The organism is Micromonospora sp. AKA38 (assembly GCF_027925725.1).
GTDB lineage: Bacteria > Actinomycetota > Actinomycetes > Mycobacteriales > Micromonosporaceae > Micromonospora.
In genome coordinates, this window is record NZ_BNEI01000005.1 from 20,032 (window position 1) to 45,685 (window position 25,654).

The following is a 25,654-nucleotide window of genomic DNA, read 5'->3' on the forward strand; positions in this document are numbered from 1 at the left end:
TCCGGAGTCAGTTCTGGCGGAGCCAGAGGACGCCGAGCGGGGGGACCTGGAGGGCCGCTGAGGCGGGCAGGCCGTGCCACGGGATGTTCTCCGCGTGCACCTCGCCCAGGTTGCCCACCCCCGACCCGCCGTAGTGGTGGGCGTCGGTGTTCAGCGCCTCGGTCCAGGTGCCGCCCGCCGGCAGGCCGATCCGGTAGTCCGCCAGCGGCGTCGCGGAGAAGTTCGCCACGCACACCAGCGTCCCGCCGTCCGGAGCGATCCGGATGAACGAGACCGCGTTGTTGGCGACGTCGTCGCCGGCGATCCAGCGGAACCCGGCCGGGTCGGTGTCCTGCGCCCAGAGCGCCGGGGTGGCCCGGTAGGCGCGGTTCAGGTCGGCGACCAGGCGCTGCACGCCGGCGCGCGCCGGGTCGTGGGTGAGGTACCAGTCGAGGCCGCGTTCCTCGCTCCACTCCCGGTCGTCGGCCAGCTCGCAGCCCATGAAGAGCAACTGCTTGCCCGGGTGCGCCCACATGTACGCCAGCAGCGCCCGCACGTTCGCCAGCCGCTGCCAGGTGTCGCCGGGCATCTTGCCGGCGAGCGACCCCTTGCCGTGCACCACCTCGTCGTGGCTGATCGGCAGCACGTAGTTCTCGCTCCACGCGTACGCCAGGGAGAACGTGAGCTGGTGGTGGTGGTGCTGGCGGTAGATCGGGTCCTTCGAGGTGTAGAGCAGGGTGTCGTGCATCCAGCCCATGTTCCACTTGAAGCCGAAGCCGAGCCCGCCGTCGGAGGTCGGCCGCGTCACGCCCGGCCAGGCGGTGGACTCCTCGGCGACCATCAGCACGCCCGGGTGGTGCCGGTAGACGGTGGCGTTGACCTCCTGGAGCAGCGCGATGGCCTCCAGGTTCTCCCGGCCGCCGTGCACGTTCGGGGCCCACTGCCCCTCCGGCCGGGAGTAGTCGAGGTACAGCATCGAGGCGACCGCGTCGACGCGCAGCCCGTCGACGTGGAACTCGTCCAGCCAGTAGAGCGCGTTGGCGACCAGGAAGTTGCGCACCTCGTTGCGTCCGAAGTCGAACACGTACGTGCCCCAGTCGGGCTGCTCGCCGCGGCGCGGGTCGGGGTGCTCGTAGAGCGGGGCGCCGTCGAAGCGCGCGAGGGCCCACTCGTCCGTGGCGAAGTGCCCCGGCACCCAGTCGAGGAGGACCCCGATGCCGGCGGCGTGCAACCGGTCGACCAGGTGGCGGAAGTCGTCCGGGTCGCCGAAGCGGGCGGTGGGCGCGTAGAAGCCGGTGACCTGGTAACCCCACGAGCCGCCGTACGGATGCTCCATCACCGGCAGCAGCTCCACGTGCGTGAAGCCCATCTCGGTGACGTACGCGGTCAACTGCTCGGCCAGCTCGCGGTAGCCGAGGCCGGGCCGCCAGGAGCCCAGGTGCACCTCGTACACGCTCATCGGCTCCTCGTGCGGTCGCCGCGTCGTCCGGCGCTCCAGCCACTCCGCGTCGCCCCACGCGTACGCCGAATGGTGCACCACCGACGCGGTGGCCGGCGGCACCTCGGTGCGGGTGGCCATCGGGTCGGCCTTGTCCCGCCACCGGCCGTCGGCGCCGAGAATGCGGTACTTGTAGCGGCTGCCGGCCGGCACGCCGGGCAGGAAGACCTCCCACACGCCGCTGGACCCGAGCGACCGCATCGGCCAGCCGTCGTCCGGCCCCCAGCCGGTGAAGTCGCCGACCACCCGCACGCCGCGCGCGTTGGGCGCCCAGACCGTGAACGCCACGCCCTCGTCGAAGACCCGGGCGCCGAGCGCCGACCAGAGCCGCTCGTGCCGCCCCTCGCCGATCAGGTGCAGGTCCAGGTCGCCGAGCGTGGGCGGGTAACGGTACGGGTCGTCGAGGGTCGCGCCGTCCACCTCCACCCGGTAGTCGAGCACCTCGCCGGGCACCACCGACTCGAAGACGCCGACGTCGTGCACCCGCTTCATCGGATGCCGTTCCCCGTCGACGAGCAGCGTCACCTCGCCCGCGCCCCGGCGCAGCGTGCGGATCGTGGTGCTCCCGTCGGCCGGGTGCGCGCCGAGCACGGCGTGCGGGTCGTGCGCCTCGCCGGCGATCAGCTGGTCCATCGTGCGTCGTCCTTCTCGGCCGGTGCGGTCGGTGCGGTGCCGCCGGAGAGGTCGGCGGGTACGTCTTCGACGGTCAGGTCGGGCGTCGCCGGGTGCGCCGGCTCGGCGTCGGCCGGTGGCGCCGGGCGGCGCACGGTGAGCACGTGCGCCGGTTGCAGGTACGGGTCGAGGCGCACCGCGTTGCGCTGCCCCCAGTCGTACTCCGTGCCGGTCAGCTCGTCGCGCACGGTGAACCGCTCGTGCCAGTCGAACCCGAGCGCCGGCATGTCGAGCGTGGTGTTGCCCCACTGCACGGTGCGGGAGTCGAACGAGCAGACCACGATCACCGTGTTGCCGGTCGCCGGGTCGTGCTTCGACCAGCACAGCAGCGCCGGGTTGTCGATGTCGTGGAAACGCAGGTTGCGGAGCTGGTGCAGGGCCGGGTTGTCGCGCCGGACCCGGTTGAGCGTGGTGATGAACGGCGCCAGCGACCGCCCGCGCGCCAGCGCGCCGGCCCAGTCGCGGGGCCGCAGCTCGTACTTCTCGTTGTCCAGGTACTCCTCGGCGCCGGGACGCGCGACGTGCTCGAACAGCTCGAAGCCGGCGTACATGCCCCAGGAGGGGCTGAGCAGCGCGGCCAGCACCGCCCGGATCTTGAACATCGGCGGCCCGCCGTGCTGCAACGACTCGTGCAGGATGTCGGGCGTGTTGGGCCAGAAGTTCGGCCGCATCCAGTCCGCCGAGGCGACCAGCTCCTCGCAGTACTCCCGCATCTCGGCCGCCGTCGTGCGCCAGGTGAAATAGGTGTACGACTGGGTGAAGCCGACCTTGCCCAGCCCGTGCATGATCGCCGGGCGGGTGAACGCCTCGGCCAGGAACAACACGTCCGGGTCGACGCGCTTCACCTCGGCGATCAGCCAGTGCCAGAAGTCGAACGGCTTGGTGTGCGGGTTGTCGACCCGGAAGATCTTCACGCCCTCGCCGACCCAGTGCAGGACCACCCGCAGCACCTCGGCCCGGATGCCCTCCGGGTCGTTGTCGAAGTTCACCGGGTAGATGTCCTGGTACTTCTTCGGCGGGTTCTCCGCGTACGCGATGCTGCCGTCGGCGCGGGTGGTGAACCACTCCGGGTGCTCGGTGACCCACGGGTGGTCCGGCGCGCACTGCAACGCCAGGTCCATCGCCACCTCCAGGCCCTGCTCGGCCGCGGCGGCGACGAAGTCGCGGAAGTCCTCCGGCGTACCCAGGTCGGGGTGGATGGCGTCGTGGCCGCCCTCGGCCGCGCCGATCGCCCACGGCGAGCCCACGTCGTCCGGCCCGGCGGTGAGCGCGTTGTTGCGGCCCTTGCGGTTGACCCGGCCGATCGGGTGGATCGGCGGCAGGTAGAGCACGTCGAAGCCCATCGCGGCCACGCCGGGCAGCCGGTCGAGCGCGGTCACGAACGTGCCGGAGCGGGCCGGCGCGTCCACGGTGGCCGGGATCGCGCCCTCGGAGCGGGGGAAGAACTCGTACCAGGCGGAGAACAGCGCGCGCGGCCGGTCCACCCACAGCGTCCGCTCGTCGCCGGCGGTGACCAGCTCACGGACCGGGTGCGCCCAGAGCAGCGGCGCGAGGTCCAGCGCCGCGCTCACCCGGTGGGGCAGGTCCTCGTCGTCGTCGCGCAACGCCTTGACGGCTGCCCGCACGCGCTCCCGGTCGGCCTTCGGCACCAGGTCGAGCGCGGCGGTCAGCACCCGCGCGCCCTCGGCCAGGTCGTTGGCCAGCTCGGCCGGCCCCTGCCCGGCGGCCAGTTTCTTGGTCACCGCGTTCTGCCAGGTGAGGTACGGATCTCCGAACGCCTCGACGGCGAACCGCCACTCGCCGACCGCGTCCGGGCAGATGGTGGCGTGCCAGCGGTCCTGCCCCGGCTCGCCGGGACGCATCCGGGTGAACGGGCGGGCCGCGCCGTCCGGGCCGAGCCAGACCACGTTGCAGCCGAGCGCGTCGTGGCCCTCGCGGTAGGCGCGGGCCGACACCGGCACGACCTCGCCGACCACCGCCTTGGCCGGGTAGCGACCGCAGGCGACGACGGGGGAGACGTCTTCGATCGGGAACCGTCCAGTCACCCGCTCAACCTACTGCGCGAGATCGTCTCGCGCTCGGCAGCGCCCCCCGATGCCCCCGTCGGTGCCCACCGCCGCGCGGCGGGGGTCTCCGGCGTGCGCAGGCGCCTTATTGCCTGCCGGCCTACCAACTTGATGGCGTGGACGGGTCGCCTCGTGACTCGTTCACGCCATCAAGTTGGTAGCGCTGCGCGCACACCCATTGCCCCGCTACGGCGTCTCGCACCGGCCAGGTACTGGACTGGTACTGCTCACGCAGTTCGGCGATGGACGGCAACTCGTCGCCGCCCAGTGGCGGGTGCGCCGCAAGCTGACCCCGCCGCCGGCCGGCCCGCCTAGGGTTCCCGCATCCGGGCCCGGAGCACGTCGAACTCGCATCCCGGCGCGTCCGGGTCGAAGCCGTGCTCGATCAGCCAGCGTGACGCCACCAGGCTGCGCAGCGACCACCAGGCGCGGATCACCTCCCGATCCGCGCCGGCGCCGTAGCCCGCGAGCAGGTCGTCCAGGCGTTCCTCGTGCCCGAGCGTCAGCGTCGCGAGGTCGGCCATGGCGTCGCCGGGGGCGGCCTCGGACCAGTCGATGACGCCGGTGACCTCGTCGTTGTCGACGAACACGTGGGTGATCTGGAGGTCGCCGTGGACGAACGCCGGGTTCCACGGGCGGAGCGCGGCCCCGGCGATCTCCCGGTTGCGCCGGATCACCTCGGCGGGCAGGACGGCGTTGGCGAGCAGCCACGCGCACTCGCTGTCGAGTTCGGCCGCCACGTCGTCGAGCCGGTGTCCGGGCCACGGCGGCAACGGCGCGTCGTGCAGCCGCCGGACGGCGGCGCCCGCGGCGGCCCACGCCGCCGGCGACGCGGTCGACGGTTCGCCGAGGAGGCCGAGCGCCGTGCCGGGCACGGCAGCGATCGCGAGTACGGGCGGCTCGTGCCAGCGGACCGCCGGGGTCGGTATCGGCGCGAGGGCCATCGCCCGCACCTCGATCTCGGCGTGCGACGGGTCGCCGTCGATCTTCAGGAACACGTCGCCGACGCGCAGCGTCACGCGCTGGCGGTGGGCGACGACGACCTCGACGTCCTGCGGGCCGGCCGTCCGGGCGGGATCTGCCATGTCGGCCATCCTGGCCGGGACGGCCGCCGATGTCGCCGGAGTTTGCCGGGCGGGACGGGTCTCCGTCGGTTTGCGGCTCGGTAACGGCTCACCACGGCCACCTGCTCGCCTCGTCATGCTGGACCAGCGCCGGCTTCGACGTCCGGGGCTTAGGTCCCGACTCCCGGGACGTCACGGTGACCGGAAGAAGGGGCCCCGCCTCTACCGGAGGCGTTAGGAAGGGGCCCCTCCTTTCACGGAGTGGTAGAGGGCGAGCGTCTGGTCGGCGATGGCGGGCCAGGAGAAGTGCTCCACGGCGCGCCGCCGGCCCGCCGCGCCGAACTCCGCGATCCGCGCCGGGTCGGCCAGCAGCTCGTTCATCCGGGCGGCCAGGTCGGCCACGAAGCGTTCCGGGTCACGTGGCGTGCCGGAGCCGTCGGCGGCCTGTTCGATCGGCACCAGCAGCCCGGTCTCGCCGTCGGCGACGACCTCCGGGATGCCGCCGGTGGCGGTGGCCACCACGGCCGTCTCGCAGGCCATCGCCTCCAGGTTGACGATGCCCATCGGCTCGTAGACGGACGGGCAGACGAAGATCGTGGCGTGCGTGAGCACCTGGATCACCTCGTGCTTGGGCAGCATCGCCGCCACCCAGACCACGCCCGAGCGCTTCGCCCGCAGCTCGGCGGCCAGCTCCTGGACCTCGGCGCCGATCTCGGGGGTGTCCGGCGCGCCGGCCAGCAGCACGAGCTGGGTGTCGGCGGGCAGCTCCCGGGCCGCGCGCAGCAGGTACGGCAGGCCCTTCTGCCGGGTGATCCGCCCGACGTAGACCACGCTGGGCCGGGCCGGGTCGATGCCGAGCCGGTCGAGCACGTCGGTGTTCCGGTCCGGGGCGTACTGCGTGGTGTCGATGCCGTTGTAGACCACCCGGACCCGGTCCAGGTCCACCGCCGGGTACGCGGTGAGCACGTCGCGCCGCATGCCCTCGCTCACCGCGATGATCGCGTCGGCGCTCTCGTACGCGGTCCGCTCGCACCAGGAGGAGAGCGCGTACCCGCCGCCGAGCTGTTCGGCCTTCCACGGGCGCAGCGGCTCCAGGCTGTGCGCGCTCACCACGTGCGGCACTCCGTGCAGCAGCTTCGCGGTGTGCCCGGCGAGGTTGGCGTACCAGGTGTGGCTGTGCACCACGTCGGTGCCGGCGGTGCCGGCGGCCATCTCCAGGTCGACGCCCATGACGCGCAGCGCGGCGTTCGCGTCGGCCAGCCCGGCCGGCTCGGCGTACGCGGTGACGCCCGGCTCGTCGCGCGGCGCGCCGAAGCAGTGCACCCGCACGTCGGCGAGGCGGCGCAGCTCGCGGGCCAGGTATTCCACGTGCACCCCGGCCCCGCCGTAGACCTCCGGCGGGTATTCACGAGTGAGCAGGTCGACGCGCATCGGTGCCATGCCCGCACCCTAGTGCAGACCGCCGGATCGCACCGGGTACGCAAGTGTGGCCGTCCGAGTGGTGAAGTCGCGCCCGGGTGGATAGCGTCTGACCATGGCTGCCAAGGTGCTCGCGATCGTCCTGGCCGGCGGGGAGGGCAAGCGCCTGATGCCCCTGACCACCGACCGGGCGAAGCCGGCCGTCCCCTTCGGCGGGATGTACCGCATGGTCGACTTCGTCCTCTCCAACCTGGCGAACGCCGGCTTTCTCAAGATCGTCGTGCTGACCCAGTACAAGTCCCACTCCCTGGACCGTCACATCACCAAGACCTGGCGGATGTCGACGCTGCTCGGCAACTACGTCACGCCGGTGCCGGCGCAGCAACGCCGCGGCCCGTGGTGGTTCGCCGGCTCGGCCGACGCGATCTACCAGAGCTTCAACCTGATCAACGACGAGCAGCCCGACTACGTGATCGTCTTCGGCGCCGACCACATCTACCGGATGGACCCCCGGCAGATGGTGGAGGACCACATCGCCTCCGGCGCCGGGGTGACGGTGGCCGGCATCCGCCAGCCGCTGAGCATGGCCGACCAGTTCGGCGTGATCGAGGTCGGCGAGGACGGCAAGCGGATCCGGGCGTTCCGGGAGAAGCCCACCGACGCGGTGGGGCTGCCCGACGCGCCCGACCAGATCTACGCCTCGATGGGCAACTACGTGTTCTCCACGGGCGCGCTCTGCGAGGCGGTCGAGCGCGACGCGGAGGACAAGACGAGCAAGCACGACATGGGCGGCAGCATCATCCCGATGCTGGTCGAGCGCGGCGAGGCCAACGTCTACGACTTCAAGGACAACGAGGTGCCGGGCAGCACCGACCGGGACCGCGGCTACTGGCGCGACGTGGGGACGCTCGACTCGTTCTACGACGCGCACATGGATCTGATCAACGTGCACCCGGTGTTCAACCTCTACAACTTCGACTGGCCGATCTACACCGAACAGCCGCCGTACCCGCCGGCCAAGTTCGTCCACCAGTGGGGCGAGCGGGTCGGCCGGGCGGTCGGCTCGATGGTCTCGCCCGGCGCGGTGATCTCCGGCTCGCTGGTGGAGAACTCGGTCGTCTCGCCGAAGGTCAAGGTGCACTCCTGGGCGCACGTCGACGGCGCGGTGCTGATGGAGGGCGTCGAGATCGGCCGGCACGCGGTCGTCCGCCGCGCGATCCTGGACAAGAACGTCTACGTTCCGGAGGGCGCCGAGATCGGCGTCGACCTGGAGAAGGACCGCCAGCGCTACACCGTCTCCGACAACGGCATCGTCGTCATCGGCAAGGGCCAGCGCGTCGAGCCCTGACCGGCCCCCATCCAACCCGAGGAGGATCCCGCAGTGGCCCACCCCCGTGCCGGGCAGCCCGCCGAGCCCGCCGACCTGGTCGACGTGCCCCGGCTGGTCACCGCCTACTACGCCGAGCACCCGGACCCGGACGACCCGGCGCAGCAGGTCTCCTTCGGCACGTCCGGGCACCGCGGGTCGAGCCTGCGCAACGCGTTCAACTCCGACCACATCCTCGCCGTGACCCAGGCGCTCTGCGACTACCGGCGGGAGCACGGCGTGGACGGGCCGCTGTTCCTGGCCCGGGACACCCACGCGCTCTCCGCGCCGGCCGAGGCCGACGCGCTGGAGGTGCTGGCCGCGAACGACGTCACCGTGCTGCGCGACAGCCGGGACGGCTACACCCCGACCCCGGCGGCGTCGCACGCCATCCTCACCCACAACCGGGGCCGCACCGGCGGGCTCGCCGACGGCATCGTGATCACGCCGTCGCACAACCCGCCGTCCGACGGCGGGTTCAAGTACAACCCCACCAACGGCGGGCCGGCCGACACCGACGTCACGAAGTGGATCCAGGACCGCGCGAACGCCATCCTCGCCGCCGGGCTCAAGGAGGTGAAGCGCATCCCGTACGCGCGGGCCCGCGCCGCCGACACCACCGGGGAGTACGACTTCCTCGCCCGGTACGTCGACGACCTGCCCGCAGTGCTGGACATCGACGCGATCCGGGACGCCGGGGTGCGCGTCGGGGCCGACCCGATGGGCGGGGCGAGCGTCGCGTACTGGGGGGCGATCGCCGAGCGGCACCGCCTCGACCTCACGGTGATCAACCCCGAGGTGGACCCGACCTGGCGGTTCATGACGCTCGACGGCGACGGCAAGATCCGGATGGACTGCTCCTCGCCGAACGCGATGGCCTCGCTGATCGCCGCCCGGGACCGCTTCGCGGTCTCCACCGGCAACGACGCCGACGCCGACCGCCACGGCATCGTCACGCCCGACGGCGGGCTGATGAACCCCAACCACTACCTGGCGGTGGCGATCGGCCACCTGTTCCGTACCCGGGAGCGGTGGAGCCCGGCCGCGGCGGTGGGCAAGACGCTCGTCTCCTCCTCGATGATCGACCGGGTCGCGGCCGACCTGGGCCGGCCGCTGCTGGAGGTGCCGGTCGGCTTCAAGTGGTTCGTGCCCGGCCTGCTCGACGGCACGGTCGGCTTCGGCGGCGAGGAGAGCGCCGGCGCGTCCTTCCTGCGCCGCGACGGCAGCACCTGGACCACCGACAAGGACGGCATCCTGCTCTGCCTGCTGGCCGCCGAGATCATCGCGGTGACCGGGCGCACGCCCAGCGAACACTGGGCCGAGCTGGCCGAGCGGTTCGGCGCGCCCGCCTACGCCCGGATCGACGCCCCGGCCAGCCGGGAGCAGAAGGCCGTCCTCGGCAAGCTCTCGCCGGAGCAGGTGACCGCCACCGAACTGGCCGGCGAGCCGATCACCGCCACGCTCACCAGCGCCCCGGGCAACGGCGCGTCGATCGGCGGGCTGAAGGTGACCACCGAGTCGGGCTGGTTCGCGGCCCGGCCGTCGGGCACCGAGGACGTCTACAAGATCTATGCCGAGTCGTTCCAGGGGCCGGAGCACCTGGCCCGCATCCAGGACGAGGCGAAGTCACTCGTCGACGGCGTGCTCGGCACGGCCTGACGGTCAGCGGTCCGGGGGCAGCTCACGGCGGTTGAGCTGCTCCCGCAGCCCGTCCGGCAGCAGCTCGCGGAGCTGGTCGGGCAGCAGCGGCAGGTCCAGCAGGCTCAGCTTGAGCTGGTTGCGTTCCTGGTAGCGGCGCGGGTCGAGGCGGACCACCCGGCCGGCGTCGCGGACGTACCGGACGTGCACCGACCCGCCGGTCGCCGCCTCGCGGATCAGCAGCCCGTCCATCTCCACCGCCACCGGCGCCGAGTCCGGGCGCAGCTCCAGATGGACGCTCTCGTGCGGGGAGAGCAGCACCGACCGGGAGATCCCGGCCATCGGCGCCGACGGCGTCACCACCAGCGCCTCCGTGGCCGGCGAGACCAGCGGGCCGCCGGCGGCGTAGCTGTACGCGGTCGAGCCGGTCGGCGTGCTCACCACGATCGCGTCGCACCGGTAGTAGCCGTACCGCTGGCCGTCCACCGCGAGCGTGGCGGTGACGAAGCCGGCCCCCGGCTGCCGGACCAGCGCGATGTCGTTGAACGCCACCACGTCGTCGCCGCACACGTCACAGGCCAGGCAGGCGTGCGACTCGATGGTGAAGTCGTGCGCCACCAGCCGTTCCAGCGCCCGGGGCAGATCGGGCGGCTGCACCTCGACCAGGAAACCGACCCGGCCCAGGTGCACCCCGAGCACCGGCTTCGGGTCCCGTACGGCCAGCCGCAACGCGCCGAGCATGGTGCCGTCCCCGCCGATGCTGATCAGCGCGTCGCTCTGCGCGGCCAGCGCGTGGGCGGCCACCGCCGCCACCGAGGGCGGCACGCGGTGCCGGTCCTCGGCGCGTACGGCAAGCGTCTTGCCGTGCCGGGTGGCCCAACCCACGATCATTTCCACCACCTCGGAGACGTCCCGAGTCGGGTGCAGCACCAGCCCGAACACATACCCCGCCACCGATACAGCTCACCACACCGGCGGGCGGCCCGCCGGGTGTACGGCCGCGACCGCGCGGCTCAGTGGGAGGTGACGAAGACGAGCTGCTCACCGGGCCAGGGCTCGGTGATGCCGTGGCGGTCCAGGAGCGTCATGCCGCGGGCCTCGATCGCCTTCACCAGGTCGTCGGTCTCTTTCCAGGCGGTGGCGGCCCACGCGTCGAAGGCCGCGTCGGCGACGCCCTGCTGCGCGTCCACGATCAACCGACCGTCGGGCCGGAGCACCCGCTGGATCTCGTCGACCGTGCGGTCCAGGTCGAGCGCGTGGTCCAGGGCATTGCAGTAGACGGCGTCGACGCACCGGTTGGGGAAGACCAGATGGTGGAAGTCGCCGTGCAGCACCCACGGGTTCTCCTCGCCGGGGTTCAGGTCGATGCCGACGGCGAAGGCGCCCACGTCGTGGAACGCCTTGACCTCGGTGCCGAGCCGGGCGGCGAGGCAGAGCACCGATCGGCCCGTCCAGTCCTCCCCGGCCAGCCTCGCGGCCAACGCGGCGCGGAACCTCCGGTCGTACTCCGACAGGTCCAGCAGCGCGAGCTTGCTGCGTTGGTGTGCCACGTACGACTTGTACGAGCGGTAGCGGCGACTGGTCACGAGCTGGTCGGCGTCCGCTGGTTGCCAGGACCGGGCGTCGCGGACGAACCAGGCCAGGCCGGCCCAGGCCCGGCGGTCCAGCAGGACCCGGGTGGTACGCACGGGGCGTCGGACGGCCTTGGTGACGGTCCTGGCGAGGGTGCGCGCGCTCATCGTGCTCCTTCCGGGTGATCGCGATGCGGGGCGTGGATCACCATCCGACCTGCGGGCGGCGTTCGACCCGCTCCTGTCCTCCTACCAACGGCCGTCGTCCGGTCCGGTGATGGGCGACCGGATGATTTGTCCCTTTAGCGCGGTTGCGCCGCCTCGGTCGCTCGCGCCGCCGGACGTGACCTCCTGCCGCGGTGGTCGTTAGGTGGTGGGTCGGGTGGGAACGGATGAGCGTTCTCGGGGACCAAAACTCCCGCTTTGCCCCACTTGGTGGCGTTCAATCACCCAGAATGTCCACGGTGTGCATCGCAGGAGACGACAAGGAGAGTCCACGTGCCAGGTGACGGTGGGTCGCTGCGGGATCAGCCGCCGACGCGGCCGATGACTGCACACGCCCGCCCCCCGGAGTGGCGGTCCCGCCCGTACGACACGGTCAAGCGGGTGATGGACGTCGCGTTGGCCGTCGTCCTGCTCGTCCTCGCGGCCCCGCTCATGCTGCTGGTGGCGGGCGTGATCCTGGCGACGCACGGGCGTCCGGTGCTGTTTCGGCACACCCGGCCGGGCCGGGACGGCGCGTTGTTCGACGTCGTCAAGTTCCGCACCATGCTGCCGTTGGATCCCCGCCGTGGCCTGGTCACCGACGCCGACCGGCTGACCCGGCTCGGGGCCTGGCTCCGCGCCAGCAGCCTGGACGAGCTGCCGGAGCTGTGGAACGTGCTCCGCGGCGAGATGAGCCTGGTGGGCCCCCGCCCGCACCTGGTCAGCTACCTGGAGCGGTACACCCCGGAACAAGCCCGCCGCCACGAGGTCCGCCCCGGTCTGACCGGTCTCGCGCAGGTGCGCGGGCGCAACGCGTTGAGCTGGGAGAAGAAGTTCGAGTACGACCTGGAGTACGTCGACCGGCGGTCCCTCGCCCTGGACCTGCGGATCCTCGCCGAGACCGTCAAGGTGGTGCTGCGTCGGGAGGGCATCTCGGCACCCGGCACCGTCACCTGGCACGAGTTCATGGGCACCCCGAGCGAGCGTGACGCCAGTGACCGTCGCTCGTCCCCGGCGGCGACATCGGCACGTTCGTCCGGCTGATCTCGACACGACGGGAGCCCCATGGTCAGGATCCTGATCTTCGGCGCGTCCGGCTTCATCGGCCGTGCGGTCCGGGTCGTCCTCGCGGAGCACTTCACGGTCGTCGCGCCGAGCCGGCGGGAATGCGACCTCGTCGCGCTGGACGGGGCGGACCTGATCGCGTTCCTGCGACGGGTACGACCCGACGCGGTGGTCAACTGCGCCGGGCGGATCGTCGGCACCGCCGCCCAGTTCATCGAGGCGCACACGCTGGTCACCGCCAAGCTGATCGAGGGGGTCGAGGCGGTCTCGCCGCGGACCCGGCTGGTCCGGATCGGCTCGGCGGCCGAGTACGGGATCATCCCGTACGGCGGCGACGCGGCCGAGACGGATCCGGCCCACCCGGTGAGCGAGTACGGAATCAGTCAGCTCGCCGCGACCGACCTGGTGCGGCTGGCCGCCGGTCGTCCCCAGGTCGACGCCGTGGTGCTGCGGGTCTTCAACCCCGTCGGACCGGGTTCGCCCCACGGCACCGTGCTGGGGCGGGCCGCCGACCTGCTGAAAGCCGCGTCGGCCAGCGGAGCCGGCCAGATCGAGCTGGGGCTCAGCGACGCACACCGCGATTTCGTCGACGTCCGCGACGTGGCGGGGGCGGTGCTGGCGGCGCTGCGGGCCGATCGTCTGCCGGCGCCCGTCTTCAACGTGGGCAGCGGCCGGGCGGTTGCCGTCCGGGAGGCCGTCGAGATGCTCGCCCGCCAGGCCGGGTTCACCGGGCACATCGTCGACGGGCTGCGATCACCGGCCGCCGAGCGGTCCGCGGCGGTGCCCTGGACCCGCGCCGACATCAGCCGGGCCGCCGACGCGCTGGGGTGGTCTCCCCGGCACTCGCTGGCCGACTCCCTGGCCGGGCTGTGGGCCGGCCGGCTGGGTGCCCCGGCCGCGCCGAACGACACCCTCGCGTTCGAGTCGGTCAACTCCTGACACCGACTTCCACCTCGACGAAAGAGGACATTGTTGAGTGCGACCCGCGTACTGGTCACCGGCGGCGGTGGCTTCGTCGGAAGCAACCTCGTCCGGGCCGCCCTGGCCCGGGGTGCGTTCGCCGACATCCGGGTGATCGACGACTTCTCCGTCGGCCTGGAGAGCAACCTGGACGGTTGCGACGTGGAGGTGATCCGCGGCTCGATCCTCGACCCGTCGGCGCTCCACCGGGCGATGGTCGACCGGGACGCCGTCGTGCACCTGGCCGCCCTGCCGAGCGTGCCGCGCTCGCTGCGCGACCCGATGGCCTCGCACGCCGCCAACGCCACCGGCACGCTCGCGGTCCTCGACGCCGCCCGGCACGCCGAGGTGGGCCACGTGATCGTCGCCTCCTCGTCGTCGGTGTACGGCAGCAATCCGGCGCTGCCCAAGAGCGAGACGGACTGGACCCGACCGCTGAGCCCGTACAGCGCCAGCAAGCTCGCCACCGAGGCGTACGCGTTGGCGTTCCAGTCCAGCTTCGGCCTGCCGGCCCTGGCCTTCCGCTTCTTCAACATCTACGGCCCCGGCCAACGTCACGACCACGCCTACGCCGCGGTGATCCCCCGGTTCGCGTACGCGGCACTCGTCGGTGAGCCGCTCACCGTGCACGGAGACGGCGGCCAGTCCCGGGACTTCACCTACGTGGAGACCGTCTGCCAGGTGCTGATCGACGCGGTGCTCCGTCGGGTCGCGCACCCGCAGCCGGTGAACCTCGCCTTCGGCACCCGCACTGACCTGCGCACCGTGCTGGACGAACTCCGCCTGCTCGTGGACCGGCCGCTCACCGTCCGGCACGAGCCGCCCCGGCCCGGGGACGTGCGGCACTCCCAGGCCGACAACCTGCTGCTGCGAGAGCTGTTCCCCGGCATCCGCCCGGCGCCCTTCGCCGACGGCCTGCGCCACACGGTGGACTGGCTGCGGTCCCGGCTCGGCCCGCTCACCGCCCGGGTTCACGGCGAGGTGGCCCCCAGCGGCTCGCTCAGCGCGCGTACCGTGCGGTAGAAGTCGGACCGGCGGGTGTCGAGCACGTCGGCGCGGTAGTCCTGGGCGCGCCGCAGGTTCCGCCGCGACGCCTCGGTCAGCCGCGCCGGATCGGCCACCAGCGTCCGGATGCGCTCCGCCAGCGCCGCCGGGTCGTCCGGCCGGACCAGGACGTCCTCGGCCAGCAGCTCCGGGATGCCCCCGGCGGTCGAGCCGATCGCCGGCAGGCCCCGCGCCATCGCCTCGATCAACGCCCGGGGCAGCCCCTCGGTGCGCGACGGCATCACGAACACGTCCGCCCGGTCCAGCACCTCGCGCAGGGCCGTGGGGGAGGACACCCAACCGGCGAACGTGACCTGCCCGGCCACTCCTCGTTCGTCGGCGTACCGGCGCAGCTGGTCGGCGAACCGCCCCACGCCGACATGGGTCAGTTCGTGCCGTTCGCCGGTGCGGTTCAGCTCGACGAGCGCGTCGATCAGCGTGTCGACGCCCTTGTACATCTGGTCGAGCGAGCCGACGGAGAGCAGCCGGGCCGCCGGCAGGGCCGCGGTGTGCACCCGCGGTTCGTCGACGTACGCCTCCGTGGGCAGGTCCACCGACGAGATGCTGACCGAGGGCGCGCCGGCGGCGGCCGGATACCGTCGTTGGAGCACGTGCTCGGTCTCGTAGGAGACGGCGGCGGCAGAGCGGCACTGCTGCTGCATGGTGGTGGTGGCCCAGTAGCGCAGGGCGGGCCGCGCCGGGTGCTGCACCCCGCCGGGGGCGAACAGGTCGTAGGGATCCCCGATGACCTCGACGGCGTATGGCCGACCCCGCCGTCGCAACCGACCGCTGGCGATCGTGGCGATCGGTGAGGGCACCCGGAGGATGACCGAGTCGGCGTCCACCACCGCCCGGGCGATCGACTGCCGGATCGCCACGTTGTGCCGGGCGAACTGTGCCGGACCCTCGTAGTACGGAACCGCCCACACCTCGACGCCAGGTCCGTCCACCCGGCCGGCGTCGGACGGCGCGGCGTCGACATGGCGTACCCGGGACAACAGCCGAACCTCGTCGAAGGCGGCCAGATAACGGGACCAGATCGAATGGTCGGGTCCGGCCTCGATCCAGGTGCGGCCGTCGGGCGTTCGCAGCAGCCGGTGCTCCGACGTGACGACGACTTTGGACATCAGTTCTCCCGTCGAGAGTCGGACAGGCTTACCCCGGGTGCATCAGCGTTCTATCAGAATAGTCAGACGCTTGCTGTCGCGTCCTCGAAACAGGACAGATATCCGTGCACCTCGACGATTCCTGCGGTTCTGCCCGTCACTTTCCACGCGACAAGATCGTTGCACCGGACGGTGCGGCAGGCTGGGCGTGGCCGACATTCCAATTCGGGGGCTCAAGGGGGAATTCGGTGTTCTCGTTCGTCGGACTGCCAGGAAGGCCGTGAACCGGGGCTATGTCGGCGCGCACGCCGCCGCGGAGGCGGCCACGCGGCGGGACCGCGCCGCTCGGCGGGCCGACGGAGCCCGGATAGCTGACCCGGGCAAGGTGCTCTGGGCCATGCTCGGCCTGGCCGTGGCGTCGGTGGCCCAGTGGGCGGTCATCACGTTGCTCGCCCGCTTCGGCACCCCGCACATGGTGGGGCAGTACGCGTTCGGCCTCGCGGTCAGCGCGCCGGTGATGCTGGTGGCCGGCCTCGGCCTGCGTACCGTCCTGGTCACCGAGACGCAGGGGCGCTTCGACTTCGACGACTACCTGCGGCTGGGTGTCGTCGCGGCGCTGGTCGGGCTCGTGCCGCTGACCCTCATCGCCGGTGTGCGAGGGTCCGCCGACGGCGTGATCATCATGCTCGTCGGGCTCGCCAAGGCGATCGACGGGATCGGTGAGATCTACTTCGGGTTCTTCCAGCGGCGGCTGCTCATTCGAACGATCAGTGTCGCGATGATGGTCAACAGCGTTCTCACGCTGCTGTTGATGGGAGGCCTGCTGCTACTCACCGGCAATGCGGCGTGGGCGACGCTCGGCTCGGTCATCGGGTCGACCATCGGGTCGATCGCCTACTCCCGCCGGGCGGCCCGTCGACTGACCGGACCCTCGGTGCCGGGCACCGGCGGAAAGGCATGGCGACACTCTCGGCTGCTGCTGGTGATCGCCTTTCCGGTGGGGCTGTCCGTGGGGCTCAACTCGTTCACCACAAACATTCCCCGATATATTCTGGAGCGGCAGCAGGGTACCGCCGCACTCGGCATCTTCGCGGCGCTCAGCTACGTGGTGCTGGCCGCCAACACGTTCTTCTCGGCGGTCTCGCAGACGGTGCTGCCCCGGATGGCTCAGCTCCACCAGGGCGGTCACCACCGCCGGCTGGCGGCGCTGACCGGGCGGCTGGTTCTCGCCTGCCTGGTTCTCGGCGCCTGCGCCTGTCTCGTTGCCGCGGTGGTCGGTGGGCCGGCGCTGAGGTTGCTGTACGGAGCCGAGTATGCCGGCTACACCGGTGTCCTCGTCGTCCTCACCGTCGCGGTTGCGTTCAGCGGGACGCTGTTCTTCATCAACACCGCGTTGCTCGCCGCCCGACGATTCGGCAACCAACTGACGGCGAGTGTCGCGATGCTGGGGCTCAACATGGCCGTCAGCGTCCTGCTGGTTCCGGCGTACGGCCTCGTCGGCGCCGCGTGGACGGTGGTGGTCGCCCTCGGCGTCGAGACCCTGATCAAGGTTGTGATGCTGATCCGGTCGCTCTCGATCCGCCCCGGGGAGAGGGCTCCGGGTGCCGGCCGACGGTCAGGTCTGAATCCTGGTGGGACCCGTCACGTCGGCCCGCAGCATCGGCGGGGACGGATCCGCGCCTGAGGACGGCCGGGCCATCGCGTCCCGCACCATCTGGTAGAAGCCGTTGCGTCGAGGCTCCAGGGTCTCCCGGGAGAACTGACGGGCCCGGGCCAGGTTCCGTGCCGAGGCCGCATCCATGCGAGCGGGATCGTCGAGCATCAGGGCAATGGCCGTGGCCAGGGCCGAAGGGTCCCCCGGAAGCACCGTGTCAGCCGCGGGCAGGAGTTCGGGGATGCCACCGACCCGCGTGCCGATGGCCGGCAGGGCGCGTGCCATGGCCTCGATCAGCGCGCGCGGCAACCCTTCCGTCCGCGACGGCATCACGAACAGGTCCGCGCGGTCGAGCTGTTCCCGGAGCGGGGTGCCGGGGGCAACCCATCCGGCGAGCGTCACCCGGTCGGCCACGCCGTGCTCGGTGATCAGACGATGCAGCCGGTTCCGGTACTGACCGTCACCGAGGTGCACGAGTCGCACCCGCACCCCCCGGGCGGCGAGCTGCGCCACCGCGAGGACGAGCGTGTCGACCCCCTTGTACATCTGCTCGAGCGTGCCCACCGCGACGATGGTGGGTACGACACCGACCTGCCTGGCGAACCGTCGAGGACGAGCCACGAATGCCTCGGCCGGCAGATCGATGCTGGACACGGCGACGGTCGGCACGCCCGGCGCGCCGGGATACCGGGCCTGGAGGTGCGACTCCGTCACGTACGACACGGCTGCCGCGGCGCGGCACTCCCGCCGCAGCCGCCTTGTTGCCCGGCTCCGCAACAGCGGGCGGAGGGGATGCCGGATGACGCCCTTGGCGAAGACGTCCCAGGGATCACCCACGACCTCCACGGCGAACGGCAGTCCCTGCCGGACGCGGGCCGAGCACAGCAGCGTTCCGAGGACGGACGGGACCCGGAGGATCACGGCGTCGTCCGCGGTGGCGGCGGCACCGACGGCGCGGCGTACCAGGTGACGTCGACGGAGATACTGCCAGGGACCGAGGTAGTAGGGCACCGCGTGGACCTCGACGCCCTCGCCGTCGACCCGTCGTAGGTCGGCCGGAGGCTCCCGCTGGTCCCGGACCCGGGCCACGACACGGACCTGGTCGAAGGCGCTGAGGTAGCGTCGCCAGAAGCGGTGGTCGGCGGTCGTGGACGTCCACACACTGCCGTCCGGGGTCCGGATGAGCCTGCTCTCCGTGGTGACCACGACCCTCACTCGGCGGTCTCCAAGGAAGAACGTCGAGTGCCGGCTACCGGGCGTCGCGGGCGATCGGTCGCATGTCGCTCGACGGCCTCCTCAATGAGGTCGACCATCCGGTGTTCCGCCCGCTGCCTGTCGAAATGCTGCTCGGCGTATCGGCGGGCATGGTCGCCACGGGTGTCCAGCCGCCCGGCCGCGTACTCGCGGTACGCCACCTCCAGGCCTTCGGCCAGTGCGTCGACGTCGTCTCGTGGCACCACCCAGCCGGACCGCCGGTCCACGGTCTCCGGCAGTCCACCCGCATCGCTGACCACACTCGGCACCGACATGGCGCTGGCCTCCACCGGGGCCCCGTGCCCCTCGGACAGGGACGGGCTGACGCTGAGGTTCGCCGCTCGGTAGGCCGGGCGCACGTCCTCGACCGAGTTCAGCCACGTCACGCTCGGATCGGCGGTGACGTCGAACCGCCGGATCAGCTCGTCCCGATGCGCCACCCCGATCCGGTTGGTGCCGCCGCCGACCAGCAGGAGGTGCGCGTCGGGCCGGCGGGCCCGGAACGACCGCCATGCCTCCAGCAGCACGTCGTGGCCCTTGATGCCCCGCCGACTCGTGCCCAACCACCGTGGTGGATAGACGAAGGCGACCATGATGACCACGAAGCCCGACAGCGGCAGGCCGAGGTCGGCCCGGGCCTTTGCCCGCTCCCGGTCCCGGTGTGACGGGGGCCGGTAGCGGGAGATGTCGACCCCCACCGTCACCGCGGGGCGGCGTTCGCTCGACAGGCCGAGCTCTCCGTAGAGTCGAGAGGTGTAGGCGGTGCCGCAGATCACGAGATGGTCCAGGCGGCAGAGCACCCGTTCCACCGCGCGGATCACGGGCGACTCGAGGAACAACGGGCCGACCACCGTGTGCACCCGGCAGAACCCGAGCCCCAGGGAGGCGATCCGGGCGGCGAGGGCGGCGGCGTACAGGTGATGGTTCACCACGTCGGGCCGCAGCTCACGCAGGAGCCGGCGGAGCTGCCACAGTTGGCGCACCGTGGCGGGGGTCGGACGGAAGCGGAAGCTGAACGGGGACGGCACGGTCCGTACGCCGATCTCGTGCAGGCGTTCGGTGAGTCGACCGGGGCCGGCCGGAAGGACGACGATGGGCTCGTGCCCACGGTCGCGCAGGGTCGCTGCCTGCGTGGCGACCCAGGCGCCGCCCACATTGGTCTTGACGATGATGGCGATGCGCAGACCCCTCATGGCGTCGTTCACCCGCGCTCCAGGAACCGCTCGATGGTCCGGAAGACGTGTGCCTCCTGTGAGTCGTCCATGGCCGAGCCGCTCGGTAGCGCGAGACCGTGGGCGAAGAGTCGGTCCGACACCCCGTTCAACGCTGCTCGGGCGCCTGCGTAGACCGGCTGGCGGTGCATCGGCTTCCACAGCGGGCGGGTCTCGATGTCGGCGCGGGAGAGTGCCGCCGCGAGGTCGGCGGCGGGCCAACTCGACCGTTCGGGATCGACCACGACACAGGTCAGCCAACAGTTGCTCTCGACGTCGCCTTCGCCGAGCAGTCGCACTCCGGGTATGGCCGCGAAGAACTTGGCGTACCGCTCGCGCAGTTGCCGGCGGCGTGACCTCATCTCGTCGAGCCGGGTCAGTTGGGCCCGGCCGAGAGCGGCCAGCAGGTTGCTCAGCCGGTAGTTGTAGCCGACCTCGTGGTGCTCGTAGTGCACGACCGGCTGCCGGGACTGGGTGGCCAGATGCCGGCACCGCTCCACCAACTCGCCGTCGTCGGAGACCAGCATCCCGCCACCGGAGGTGGTGATTATCTTGTTGCCGTTGAAGGAGAAGACTCCGGCACGTCCGAACGAACCGGCCGGGCGCCCGCCGTGGGCCGCACCCAACGACTCGGCGGCATCCTCCAGCAACGGAACGCCGGCCGCATCGCACACCGGGACCAGGCGGGTGTAGTCGGCGCAGGCGCCGAAGAGATCGACCGCCATGACCGCCGCGACGCTTCGGCCCTCAGCCCGCAGCGTCTCCAGCAGCGCGGCGAGAAGCGCGGGATCGATGTTGCCGGTGTTGGGCTCACTGTCGACGAAGACGGGCTCGGCGCCGGTGTAGACCACCGCGTTCGCGCTGGCCACAAACGTCATGGTGGGTACGACGACGACCTGGCCCGGGCGGACGCCCAGGGCGAGCAGCGCGAGATGCAGCGCCGCGGTGCCCGAGCTGACGGCCACGGCGTGGGCGCACCCGGCTCGCTCCGCGATGTCCCGCTCGAAAGCGGTCACCTCGGGACCTACCGGCGCGATCCAGCCGGACCGCAGGGCGTTGATGAGATAGGACTCCTCGAGCTGCCCCACGTCGGGCGGGGACAGATGGACCCGGCCGCTCATGCAGTCTCCCGTCACGATGGTGGACACCCTCGGGGGGTTCATAGCAAGGATGAACAGATCTTATCCGACATATACCTTGAAAGCGGTCATAATTCCCTCAACGGGTAACCGAAGATGATCGGCCCACTTCCCGTGGCGGCCCGACGCTTGCGACGGCATCAGGACCTGCGGCTAGGCGACCGACGTGACCGATGCTCGCCGGTGCCGGCCCGCCAGTTCGTCGCGAACGGGCCCCGCTGGATGTGGCGGGACGCGAGCGAGATCGTGTGGAGAGGCGTGGTGGGTTCGGCGGGAGAAGAAGACGACGGTGACCAACGGCAGCGCGGTCTTCACGAGGTACCAGAGCAGATTGTCGAGGTCGCTGCCGAGGGCAAGGATCACGATCACCCCGGCGATGCCACTCATGACCGCCACCCCGGATTCCCTGCTCAACCGGGCGCCGAGGTAACGGCGGCGGGCTGTCCGGACCACGGCGGCCAGCACGGCGAACGAAGCTACCGAGCCGGCCGGACCGAAGTTCAGCAGCGCCTCCCCGGCAAGGCCGTAGATGCGGGACGATCGCCAGCCGGAGTCGAAGGCGCCTGTGCCCATCAGCATGTCGGTCCCGGCCTGCACCTTGTCGCGCATCCACTCCGGACGCGAGGCATCGGGAATCATGAACGCCGCGGCGCCGACGTAGGTGACGCCGTAGCTCAGCGGCGCGTATCCGGCCCGTTCATGGTGAAGAAGTACCGCTTGGATATCGGACCGGCCGAGGTCGCCGAGCAGCATGGTCGGCATGGTCCGCCCCGTCTCGTCGCCGAGTTCGGTGACCGAGGTGGTTCCTTTGGTGGCGAACAGGATCTCGCTACCGGCGCTCTTGTAGACGCCATAGGCGTACATGAAGACCAGGAACGAGATGCCCATCGCGGCAAGTGCGCGTCGGGTGACCGGCCGCACCGCCAGGTGCACGACGATCAGTCCGATGAGCAGGGGCCAGATCGTGTTACTACGTGAGCCCCGCAGGCCGCCGACGGCGAACTGCGTGATCGCGAACACCAGGAACAGTGCGGACAAGGTGGCCGGCCGCCCGGTCAGTGCCACCCGGAAGCGCACCACCGCCACGACGAATCCGACAAGCGGGAACGACTCGCCGATGAGGAGCAACCACCCGTAGCCGATGAAGGAATCGCGATCGTCGGCTGCTGCCGACACGTAACCGCTCAGGCCGCCGAAATGGATGATGACGGCGACGAAGCCGGCCAGGCCGACCGCGAACGCCAGCCACCCGAGCTGGACGAACACCCGATCGTTCAGCTTCCGTGCGACGCGCGGGCTCCGTGTCGACGGCACCCGGAGGTTCAGGACCACGCGGTAGACACACAGGCCCAACACGTTCAGCGTCGCCATCGCGCCGAGCCCGGCCTTCCAGTCGGTAAGCGGTTCCAGGAACCTGGGCCAGTAATCGAGCATGACGTGCAGGATCGGCGCCAGATAGAAGAAGTGGAATCCGAACAGGCCGACCAGCGCCCGAGGGTCGAACGTGTCCAGGCGCCGCGCCGCCCAGTCCACCACGTCCGGCGCGACCAGCATGCCGCAGATGGTGACCGGGATCATGTACCAGTGCAGGAGTCGTGCATCGAATGCGATGAGGACCAGGCTGATCAGGGTGGGCAGGATGACGGCGAAGAGCCACGGGTCACCGCCCCTGGTGGTCCTCTCCATGCCGTTGTTGCCGATCATCAGCGCCATCCCCGTATGCGTCCTGCCGCCTTCCCGCACCGACGACCGTGATCGCAGACGCGGCCTGCCGTATGGCTAACGGAACCAGACGTGGAAAGTTGTGAGGGAATCTGCGACGAACTGAAATCGCGAAAAGGGCCGTGTGCCCGCACCTCTCCCTCTACCCTCCAGCCAGGTCGAGTCGTATGTGACGATCACCAGGGAGGGCCGAATTGGCCACCGTCATCCCAACCGGGGCCGCGGCGGCGACGCCCCCGACCGCTGGCCGACCCGCCACTCGCACGGTGGTCTTCGTGGCGGGCGTCGGCATGACGCTCACCAACATCGTCGCGCCCGTCGCACGGTCGCTCGCCGACCGTGGCATCCGGCGGGTGGCGGTGGCCGGGCGTGGTTCCGTCGGCCCCGAACTGCTGGCTTCCTTCGACGACGTCCGCGAGGTGACGCCGTTCCGCCGGGGGCGACCGGCGGAGATCGTACGGGCGGCCGGGGAACTGCGTCGCATCGTCCGCGAGGAACGGGCGGCCCTACTGCACCTGCACTCGCCGTTCGGCATCGCGGTGGGCCGGCTCGTCGCCCGCAGCAGCCGGACCCGCCACCTGGCGGTGGTGAGCGGTACCCTCTTCGGCGTCCCGGGGTTGTCCGGCCGCGTCTTCACCGTGGCCGAGGCGGCGTCCGCGTGGTGCACGCCCACCTACGTCACGCTGAACCCGGAGGACGAGCGCAGCTACCGTCGTCTCGCGCCCTGGAGCCGGGTCCACCGGGCGCCGTGCGGCGCGGCCGGTGTGGACCCGACGCAACTGCGCCTCGATGACGCCGGGGACGCGGCGCCGAGGGACCGCCCACCCCGGGTGCTGGTGCTCGGCCGCCTCACCCCGGACAAGAACCTCGACCTGGCGGTCGCGGCGTGGCGCCGGGCCCGGTCCCACCTGCCCGGTCTCGAACTGCGCATCGTGGGGTCGTCGCCGCCCGGCGAGAGGGCGTGGACACCACCGGCCGAGCCGGGGGTGAGCGTCGGTCCGTGGACCTCCCGGCCGGGTACGGAGCTCGCCCGGGCCGACGTGCTGCTCTCCACCAGTGGCCGGGAGGGCCTGCCGATGACCCAGGTGGAGGCGCTCAGCCTCGGCACGCCGGTGGTGGCGGTGCAGAACCGGGGCAGCCGCGCGTTGGCCGACCAGGTGGAGGCGGGGTTCACGTTGGTGCCGGCCTGCGCCGAGGCGGTGGCGGATGCGCTGCTGGACCAACTGCGGGCCAAGCGGGTGGTGGTTCCGGCCCAGGTGCTGCGGAGCTGGGAACGGCAGTCCGTGGTCGACTTCCACGTCCGGCTGATCCTGCGGGAACTCGGGGTCGGGTGATGTCCGGCGGCCCGGTGTAGGGTGCGACGACCCGTATCCCGACCGGCCGTCCTGGAGTTTGCCCGTGCTGCACCTGAGGGTGATCGCGCCCGCCGACCGGTCGTCGGCCGTCGTCGACCTGTTGGCCGCCGACCCCGGCGTGACGCACCTCGTGGTGCTCCCCGGCGCCGCCCGCGAACCGGCCGGCGACTACGTCACCTGCGACGTGGTCCGGGAGAGCGCGGACGGGGTGCTGCACAAGCTGCGGGAACTCGGCGTCGAGGCGCACGGGGCGATCGCCGCCGAGGACGTGGAGCTGACGCTCTCCGCGGCGGCCGACCGGGCCGCCGACGAGGCTCCGGGGCACGGCGAGGACGCGGTGGTCTGGGACGAGATCGCGGCGAAGACCGGCGAGCAGACGGTGCTCACCGGCACCTTCCTCGCCCTGATCACCGTGGCCACCATGATCGCCGGCATCGGCGTGCTGCTCGACCAGCCCATCCTGATCGTCGGCGCGATGGTGGTCGGCCCCGAGTTCGGCCCGCTCGCCGCGCTCTGCGTGGCGCTGCTGCGCCGTCAGCCCGGCGTCGTCGGCCGCTCGGTGCAGGCCCTGACCGTCGGCTTCCTCGTCGCCATGGTGGCCACCGTGTTGAGCACCTGGGCGCTCACCGCGGCCGGTCTGGTCAGCCGGGACATGCTGCTCGACGAGCGTCCGCTCACCGACTTCATCTGGCGTCCGGACGCGCTCTCCTGGGTGGTCGGGCTGCTCGCCGGTGTCGCCGGCATGCTGTCACTGACCTCGAAGAAGTCCGGCTCACTCGTCGGCGTGCTGATCTCGGTGACCACCGTCCCGGCGGCCGCGAACGTGGCGGTCGCGGCGGGCTACGGGGTGTGGCACGAGGCGGCCGGTTCCGCCCTCCAACTGGTGATCAACCTGGCCGCCATCGTGCTGGCCGGGCTGCTCACGCTGGTCGTGCAGTTGTGCTGGTGGCGGCGGGTGGCGCGGCGGGCCGGGCGGGGGGTGCCGCGGCAGCGGGCCGACCGACCGACGCCGGTCACCGCCAGTCGTCGCCCGCCTCGAGACGCCGGCTGAGCAGCGTCGCCAGCGGAACGGACTCGCCGTCCCGGCCGCCCCGCCCGACCACCAGCGGGGGCGCGCTCGGCGGCGGCTCGGCCCCGAACAGCCGCGACCCCAGACTCGGCGGCACGCTGAGCAGGTAGAAACGCCCGTCGGTGTCCACCGCCCGGCTGCGCGCCCGGTCCACGTACCAGCCGGTGATCCGGGTGCGGTAGCGACCGCGGCCGTCGTGGGCGGTCGCGACCAGCCGGTCGGTCGCCAGGCCGCGCCGCCGCGCCTCGGCGGCGAACGCGGCCACCAGCTTCGCGGCCTCCGCCTGCTCCGCGGCGCGTTCCCGGGCGTCGGCCGCCGCGTGGGCCGCCATCGCCCGGCGCTGCCGCTCCCGCCACTGCGCGTCGTCGTCCACACCCACGACCGCGAGGGTACGCCCGCGCCGCGCGCCCGCGCGCCCCACGACCGCCGGGTCGGGCGGTCCCGCTCGTGTGGGCGGTGTCCGTGCGTGTGGGCCGTGCCCGGCCGGGTCTGGCGGTGCTGGCCGGGTCGCGGTACCCGCCCGGCGTGGGCGGTGCCACCCGCCTCGCGGCGCTGTCGAGCTGAGTCGTTCGTGCTCTCAGCTCGACAGGGCCGCGAC

Annotated in this window: 20 protein-coding genes; 8 read left to right on the top strand and 12 right to left on the bottom strand. The window is 71.8% G+C overall.

Annotated features, from left to right (window positions below; genetic code table 11):
• Nucleotides 1-7: 7 nt before the first annotated feature.
• The 4 genes from glgB to glgA all read right to left on the bottom strand — a co-directional run bounded on the left by glgB (nucleotide 8) and on the right by glgA (nucleotide 6,719).
• Nucleotides 8-2,110, bottom strand: a complete 2,103-nt coding sequence (glgB, locus tag TPA0908_RS17725; RefSeq protein ID WP_281939367.1) for a 1,4-alpha-glucan branching protein GlgB — start codon at nucleotides 2,108-2,110, stop codon at nucleotides 8-10.
• Nucleotides 2,098-4,194 (bottom strand): alpha-1,4-glucan--maltose-1-phosphate maltosyltransferase, encoded by a 2,097-nt coding sequence (locus TPA0908_RS17730; RefSeq protein ID WP_281939368.1) that lies wholly within the window; start codon nucleotides 4,192-4,194, stop codon nucleotides 2,098-2,100. Before TPA0908_RS17730 ends, glgB begins: the two co-directional genes overlap by 13 nt.
• 332 nt (nucleotides 4,195-4,526) lie before the next feature.
• Nucleotides 4,527-5,300 carry a phosphotransferase family protein gene (locus TPA0908_RS17735; protein WP_281939370.1) on the bottom strand — a complete coding sequence of 258 codons (774 nt, stop codon included), beginning with the start codon at nucleotides 5,298-5,300 and terminating at the stop codon, nucleotides 4,527-4,529.
• A gap of 213 nt (nucleotides 5,301-5,513) precedes the next feature.
• Entirely contained in the window at nucleotides 5,514-6,719 is a 1,206-nt protein-coding gene (glgA, locus tag TPA0908_RS17740; protein ID WP_281939372.1) for a glycogen synthase, read from the bottom strand.
• Nucleotides 6,720-6,813: 94 nt separating this feature from the next.
• Here glgA and glgC point away from each other — a divergent pair, with 94 nt between their 5' ends.
• Nucleotides 6,814-8,046 (top strand): glucose-1-phosphate adenylyltransferase, encoded by a 1,233-nt coding sequence (gene glgC, locus TPA0908_RS17745; RefSeq protein ID WP_281939374.1) that lies wholly within the window; start codon nucleotides 6,814-6,816, stop codon nucleotides 8,044-8,046.
• 33 nt (nucleotides 8,047-8,079) lie between these two features.
• Nucleotides 8,080-9,723 carry a phosphoglucomutase (alpha-D-glucose-1,6-bisphosphate-dependent) gene (gene pgm / locus TPA0908_RS17750; protein ID WP_281939376.1) on the top strand — a complete coding sequence of 548 codons (1,644 nt, stop codon included), beginning with the start codon at nucleotides 8,080-8,082 and terminating at the stop codon, nucleotides 9,721-9,723.
• 3 nt (nucleotides 9,724-9,726) lie between these two features.
• Here the strand turns inward: pgm and TPA0908_RS17755 are convergent, their stop codons facing one another.
• Both TPA0908_RS17755 and TPA0908_RS17760 read right to left on the bottom strand, forming a co-directional pair.
• A complete protein-coding gene (locus tag TPA0908_RS17755; protein ID WP_281942594.1) occupies nucleotides 9,727-10,593 on the bottom strand; it encodes an NAD(+)/NADH kinase in 867 nt (288 codons plus the stop codon).
• Nucleotides 10,594-10,715: 122 nt separating this feature from the next.
• Nucleotides 10,716-11,441, bottom strand: a complete 726-nt coding sequence (locus TPA0908_RS17760) for a class I SAM-dependent methyltransferase (protein WP_281939378.1) — start codon at nucleotides 11,439-11,441, stop codon at nucleotides 10,716-10,718.
• A 378-nt stretch (nucleotides 11,442-11,819) separates the two neighbouring features.
• Between TPA0908_RS17760 and TPA0908_RS17765 the strand changes: the two genes are divergently transcribed.
• From TPA0908_RS17765 to TPA0908_RS17775, 3 genes are read left to right on the top strand one after another with little or no spacing between them, the layout of a single operon-like run.
• Entirely contained in the window at nucleotides 11,820-12,521 is a 702-nt protein-coding gene (locus TPA0908_RS17765) for a sugar transferase (RefSeq protein ID WP_281939380.1), read from the top strand.
• 21 nt (nucleotides 12,522-12,542) lie between these two features.
• The gene (locus tag TPA0908_RS17770) at nucleotides 12,543-13,481 is read left to right on the top strand and encodes an NAD-dependent epimerase/dehydratase family protein (protein WP_281939382.1); all 939 of its coding nucleotides are present in this window, start codon (nucleotides 12,543-12,545) and stop codon (nucleotides 13,479-13,481) included.
• A 33-nt stretch (nucleotides 13,482-13,514) separates the two neighbouring features.
• Nucleotides 13,515-14,525, top strand: coding sequence for an NAD-dependent epimerase/dehydratase family protein (locus TPA0908_RS17775; protein WP_281939384.1), 1,011 nt, complete (start codon nucleotides 13,515-13,517; stop codon nucleotides 14,523-14,525).
• Here the strand turns inward: TPA0908_RS17775 and TPA0908_RS17780 are convergent.
• Nucleotides 14,474-15,673: a glycosyltransferase gene (locus TPA0908_RS17780; protein WP_281939385.1), complete on the bottom strand. Its 1,200-nt coding sequence runs from the start codon at nucleotides 15,671-15,673 to the stop codon at nucleotides 14,474-14,476. The genes TPA0908_RS17775 and TPA0908_RS17780 overlap by 52 nt on opposite strands.
• Before the next feature lie 187 nt (nucleotides 15,674-15,860).
• On the opposite strand from TPA0908_RS17780, the gene TPA0908_RS17785 reads away from it, so the two are divergent.
• Nucleotides 15,861-17,336 (top strand): lipopolysaccharide biosynthesis protein, encoded by a 1,476-nt coding sequence (locus tag TPA0908_RS17785; protein ID WP_281939387.1) that lies wholly within the window; start codon nucleotides 15,861-15,863, stop codon nucleotides 17,334-17,336.
• On the opposite strand, the gene TPA0908_RS17790 is transcribed toward TPA0908_RS17785, so the two are convergent.
• The 4 genes from TPA0908_RS17790 to TPA0908_RS17805 all read right to left on the bottom strand — a co-directional run bounded on the left by TPA0908_RS17790 (nucleotide 17,268) and on the right by TPA0908_RS17805 (nucleotide 22,623).
• Nucleotides 17,268-18,521 carry a glycosyltransferase gene (locus tag TPA0908_RS17790; RefSeq protein WP_281939389.1) on the bottom strand — a complete coding sequence of 418 codons (1,254 nt, stop codon included), beginning with the start codon at nucleotides 18,519-18,521 and terminating at the stop codon, nucleotides 17,268-17,270. The two genes, TPA0908_RS17785 and TPA0908_RS17790, sit on opposite strands and share 69 nt — an antisense overlap.
• On the bottom strand, nucleotides 18,518-19,765 hold the full coding sequence (locus TPA0908_RS17795; protein WP_281939391.1) for a glycosyltransferase family 4 protein: 1,248 nt from the start codon (nucleotides 19,763-19,765) through the stop codon (nucleotides 18,518-18,520). The genes TPA0908_RS17790 and TPA0908_RS17795 overlap by 4 nt, the downstream gene beginning before the upstream one ends.
• On the bottom strand, nucleotides 19,762-20,892 hold the full coding sequence (locus TPA0908_RS17800; protein ID WP_281939393.1) for a DegT/DnrJ/EryC1/StrS family aminotransferase: 1,131 nt from the start codon (nucleotides 20,890-20,892) through the stop codon (nucleotides 19,762-19,764). The genes TPA0908_RS17795 and TPA0908_RS17800 overlap by 4 nt, the downstream gene beginning before the upstream one ends.
• Before the next feature lie 171 nt (nucleotides 20,893-21,063).
• Entirely contained in the window at nucleotides 21,064-22,623 is a 1,560-nt protein-coding gene (locus TPA0908_RS17805; protein WP_281939394.1) for a hypothetical protein, read from the bottom strand.
• A 275-nt stretch (nucleotides 22,624-22,898) separates the two neighbouring features.
• Here TPA0908_RS17805 and TPA0908_RS17810 point away from each other — a divergent pair, with 275 nt between their 5' ends.
• Together TPA0908_RS17810 and TPA0908_RS17815 are read left to right on the top strand one after the other, a co-directional pair.
• Complete coding sequence (locus TPA0908_RS17810) at nucleotides 22,899-23,966, top strand: glycosyltransferase (protein ID WP_281939395.1); 1,068 nt, start codon at nucleotides 22,899-22,901, stop codon at nucleotides 23,964-23,966.
• 64 nt (nucleotides 23,967-24,030) lie between these two features.
• Entirely contained in the window at nucleotides 24,031-25,038 is a 1,008-nt protein-coding gene (locus TPA0908_RS17815; RefSeq protein WP_281939397.1) for a DUF389 domain-containing protein, read from the top strand.
• Here the strand turns inward: TPA0908_RS17815 and TPA0908_RS17820 are convergent.
• Nucleotides 25,001-25,387, bottom strand: coding sequence for a hypothetical protein (locus tag TPA0908_RS17820; RefSeq protein WP_374709248.1), 387 nt, complete (start codon nucleotides 25,385-25,387; stop codon nucleotides 25,001-25,003). The two genes, TPA0908_RS17815 and TPA0908_RS17820, sit on opposite strands and share 38 nt — an antisense overlap.
• Nucleotides 25,388-25,654 lie beyond the last annotated feature (267 nt).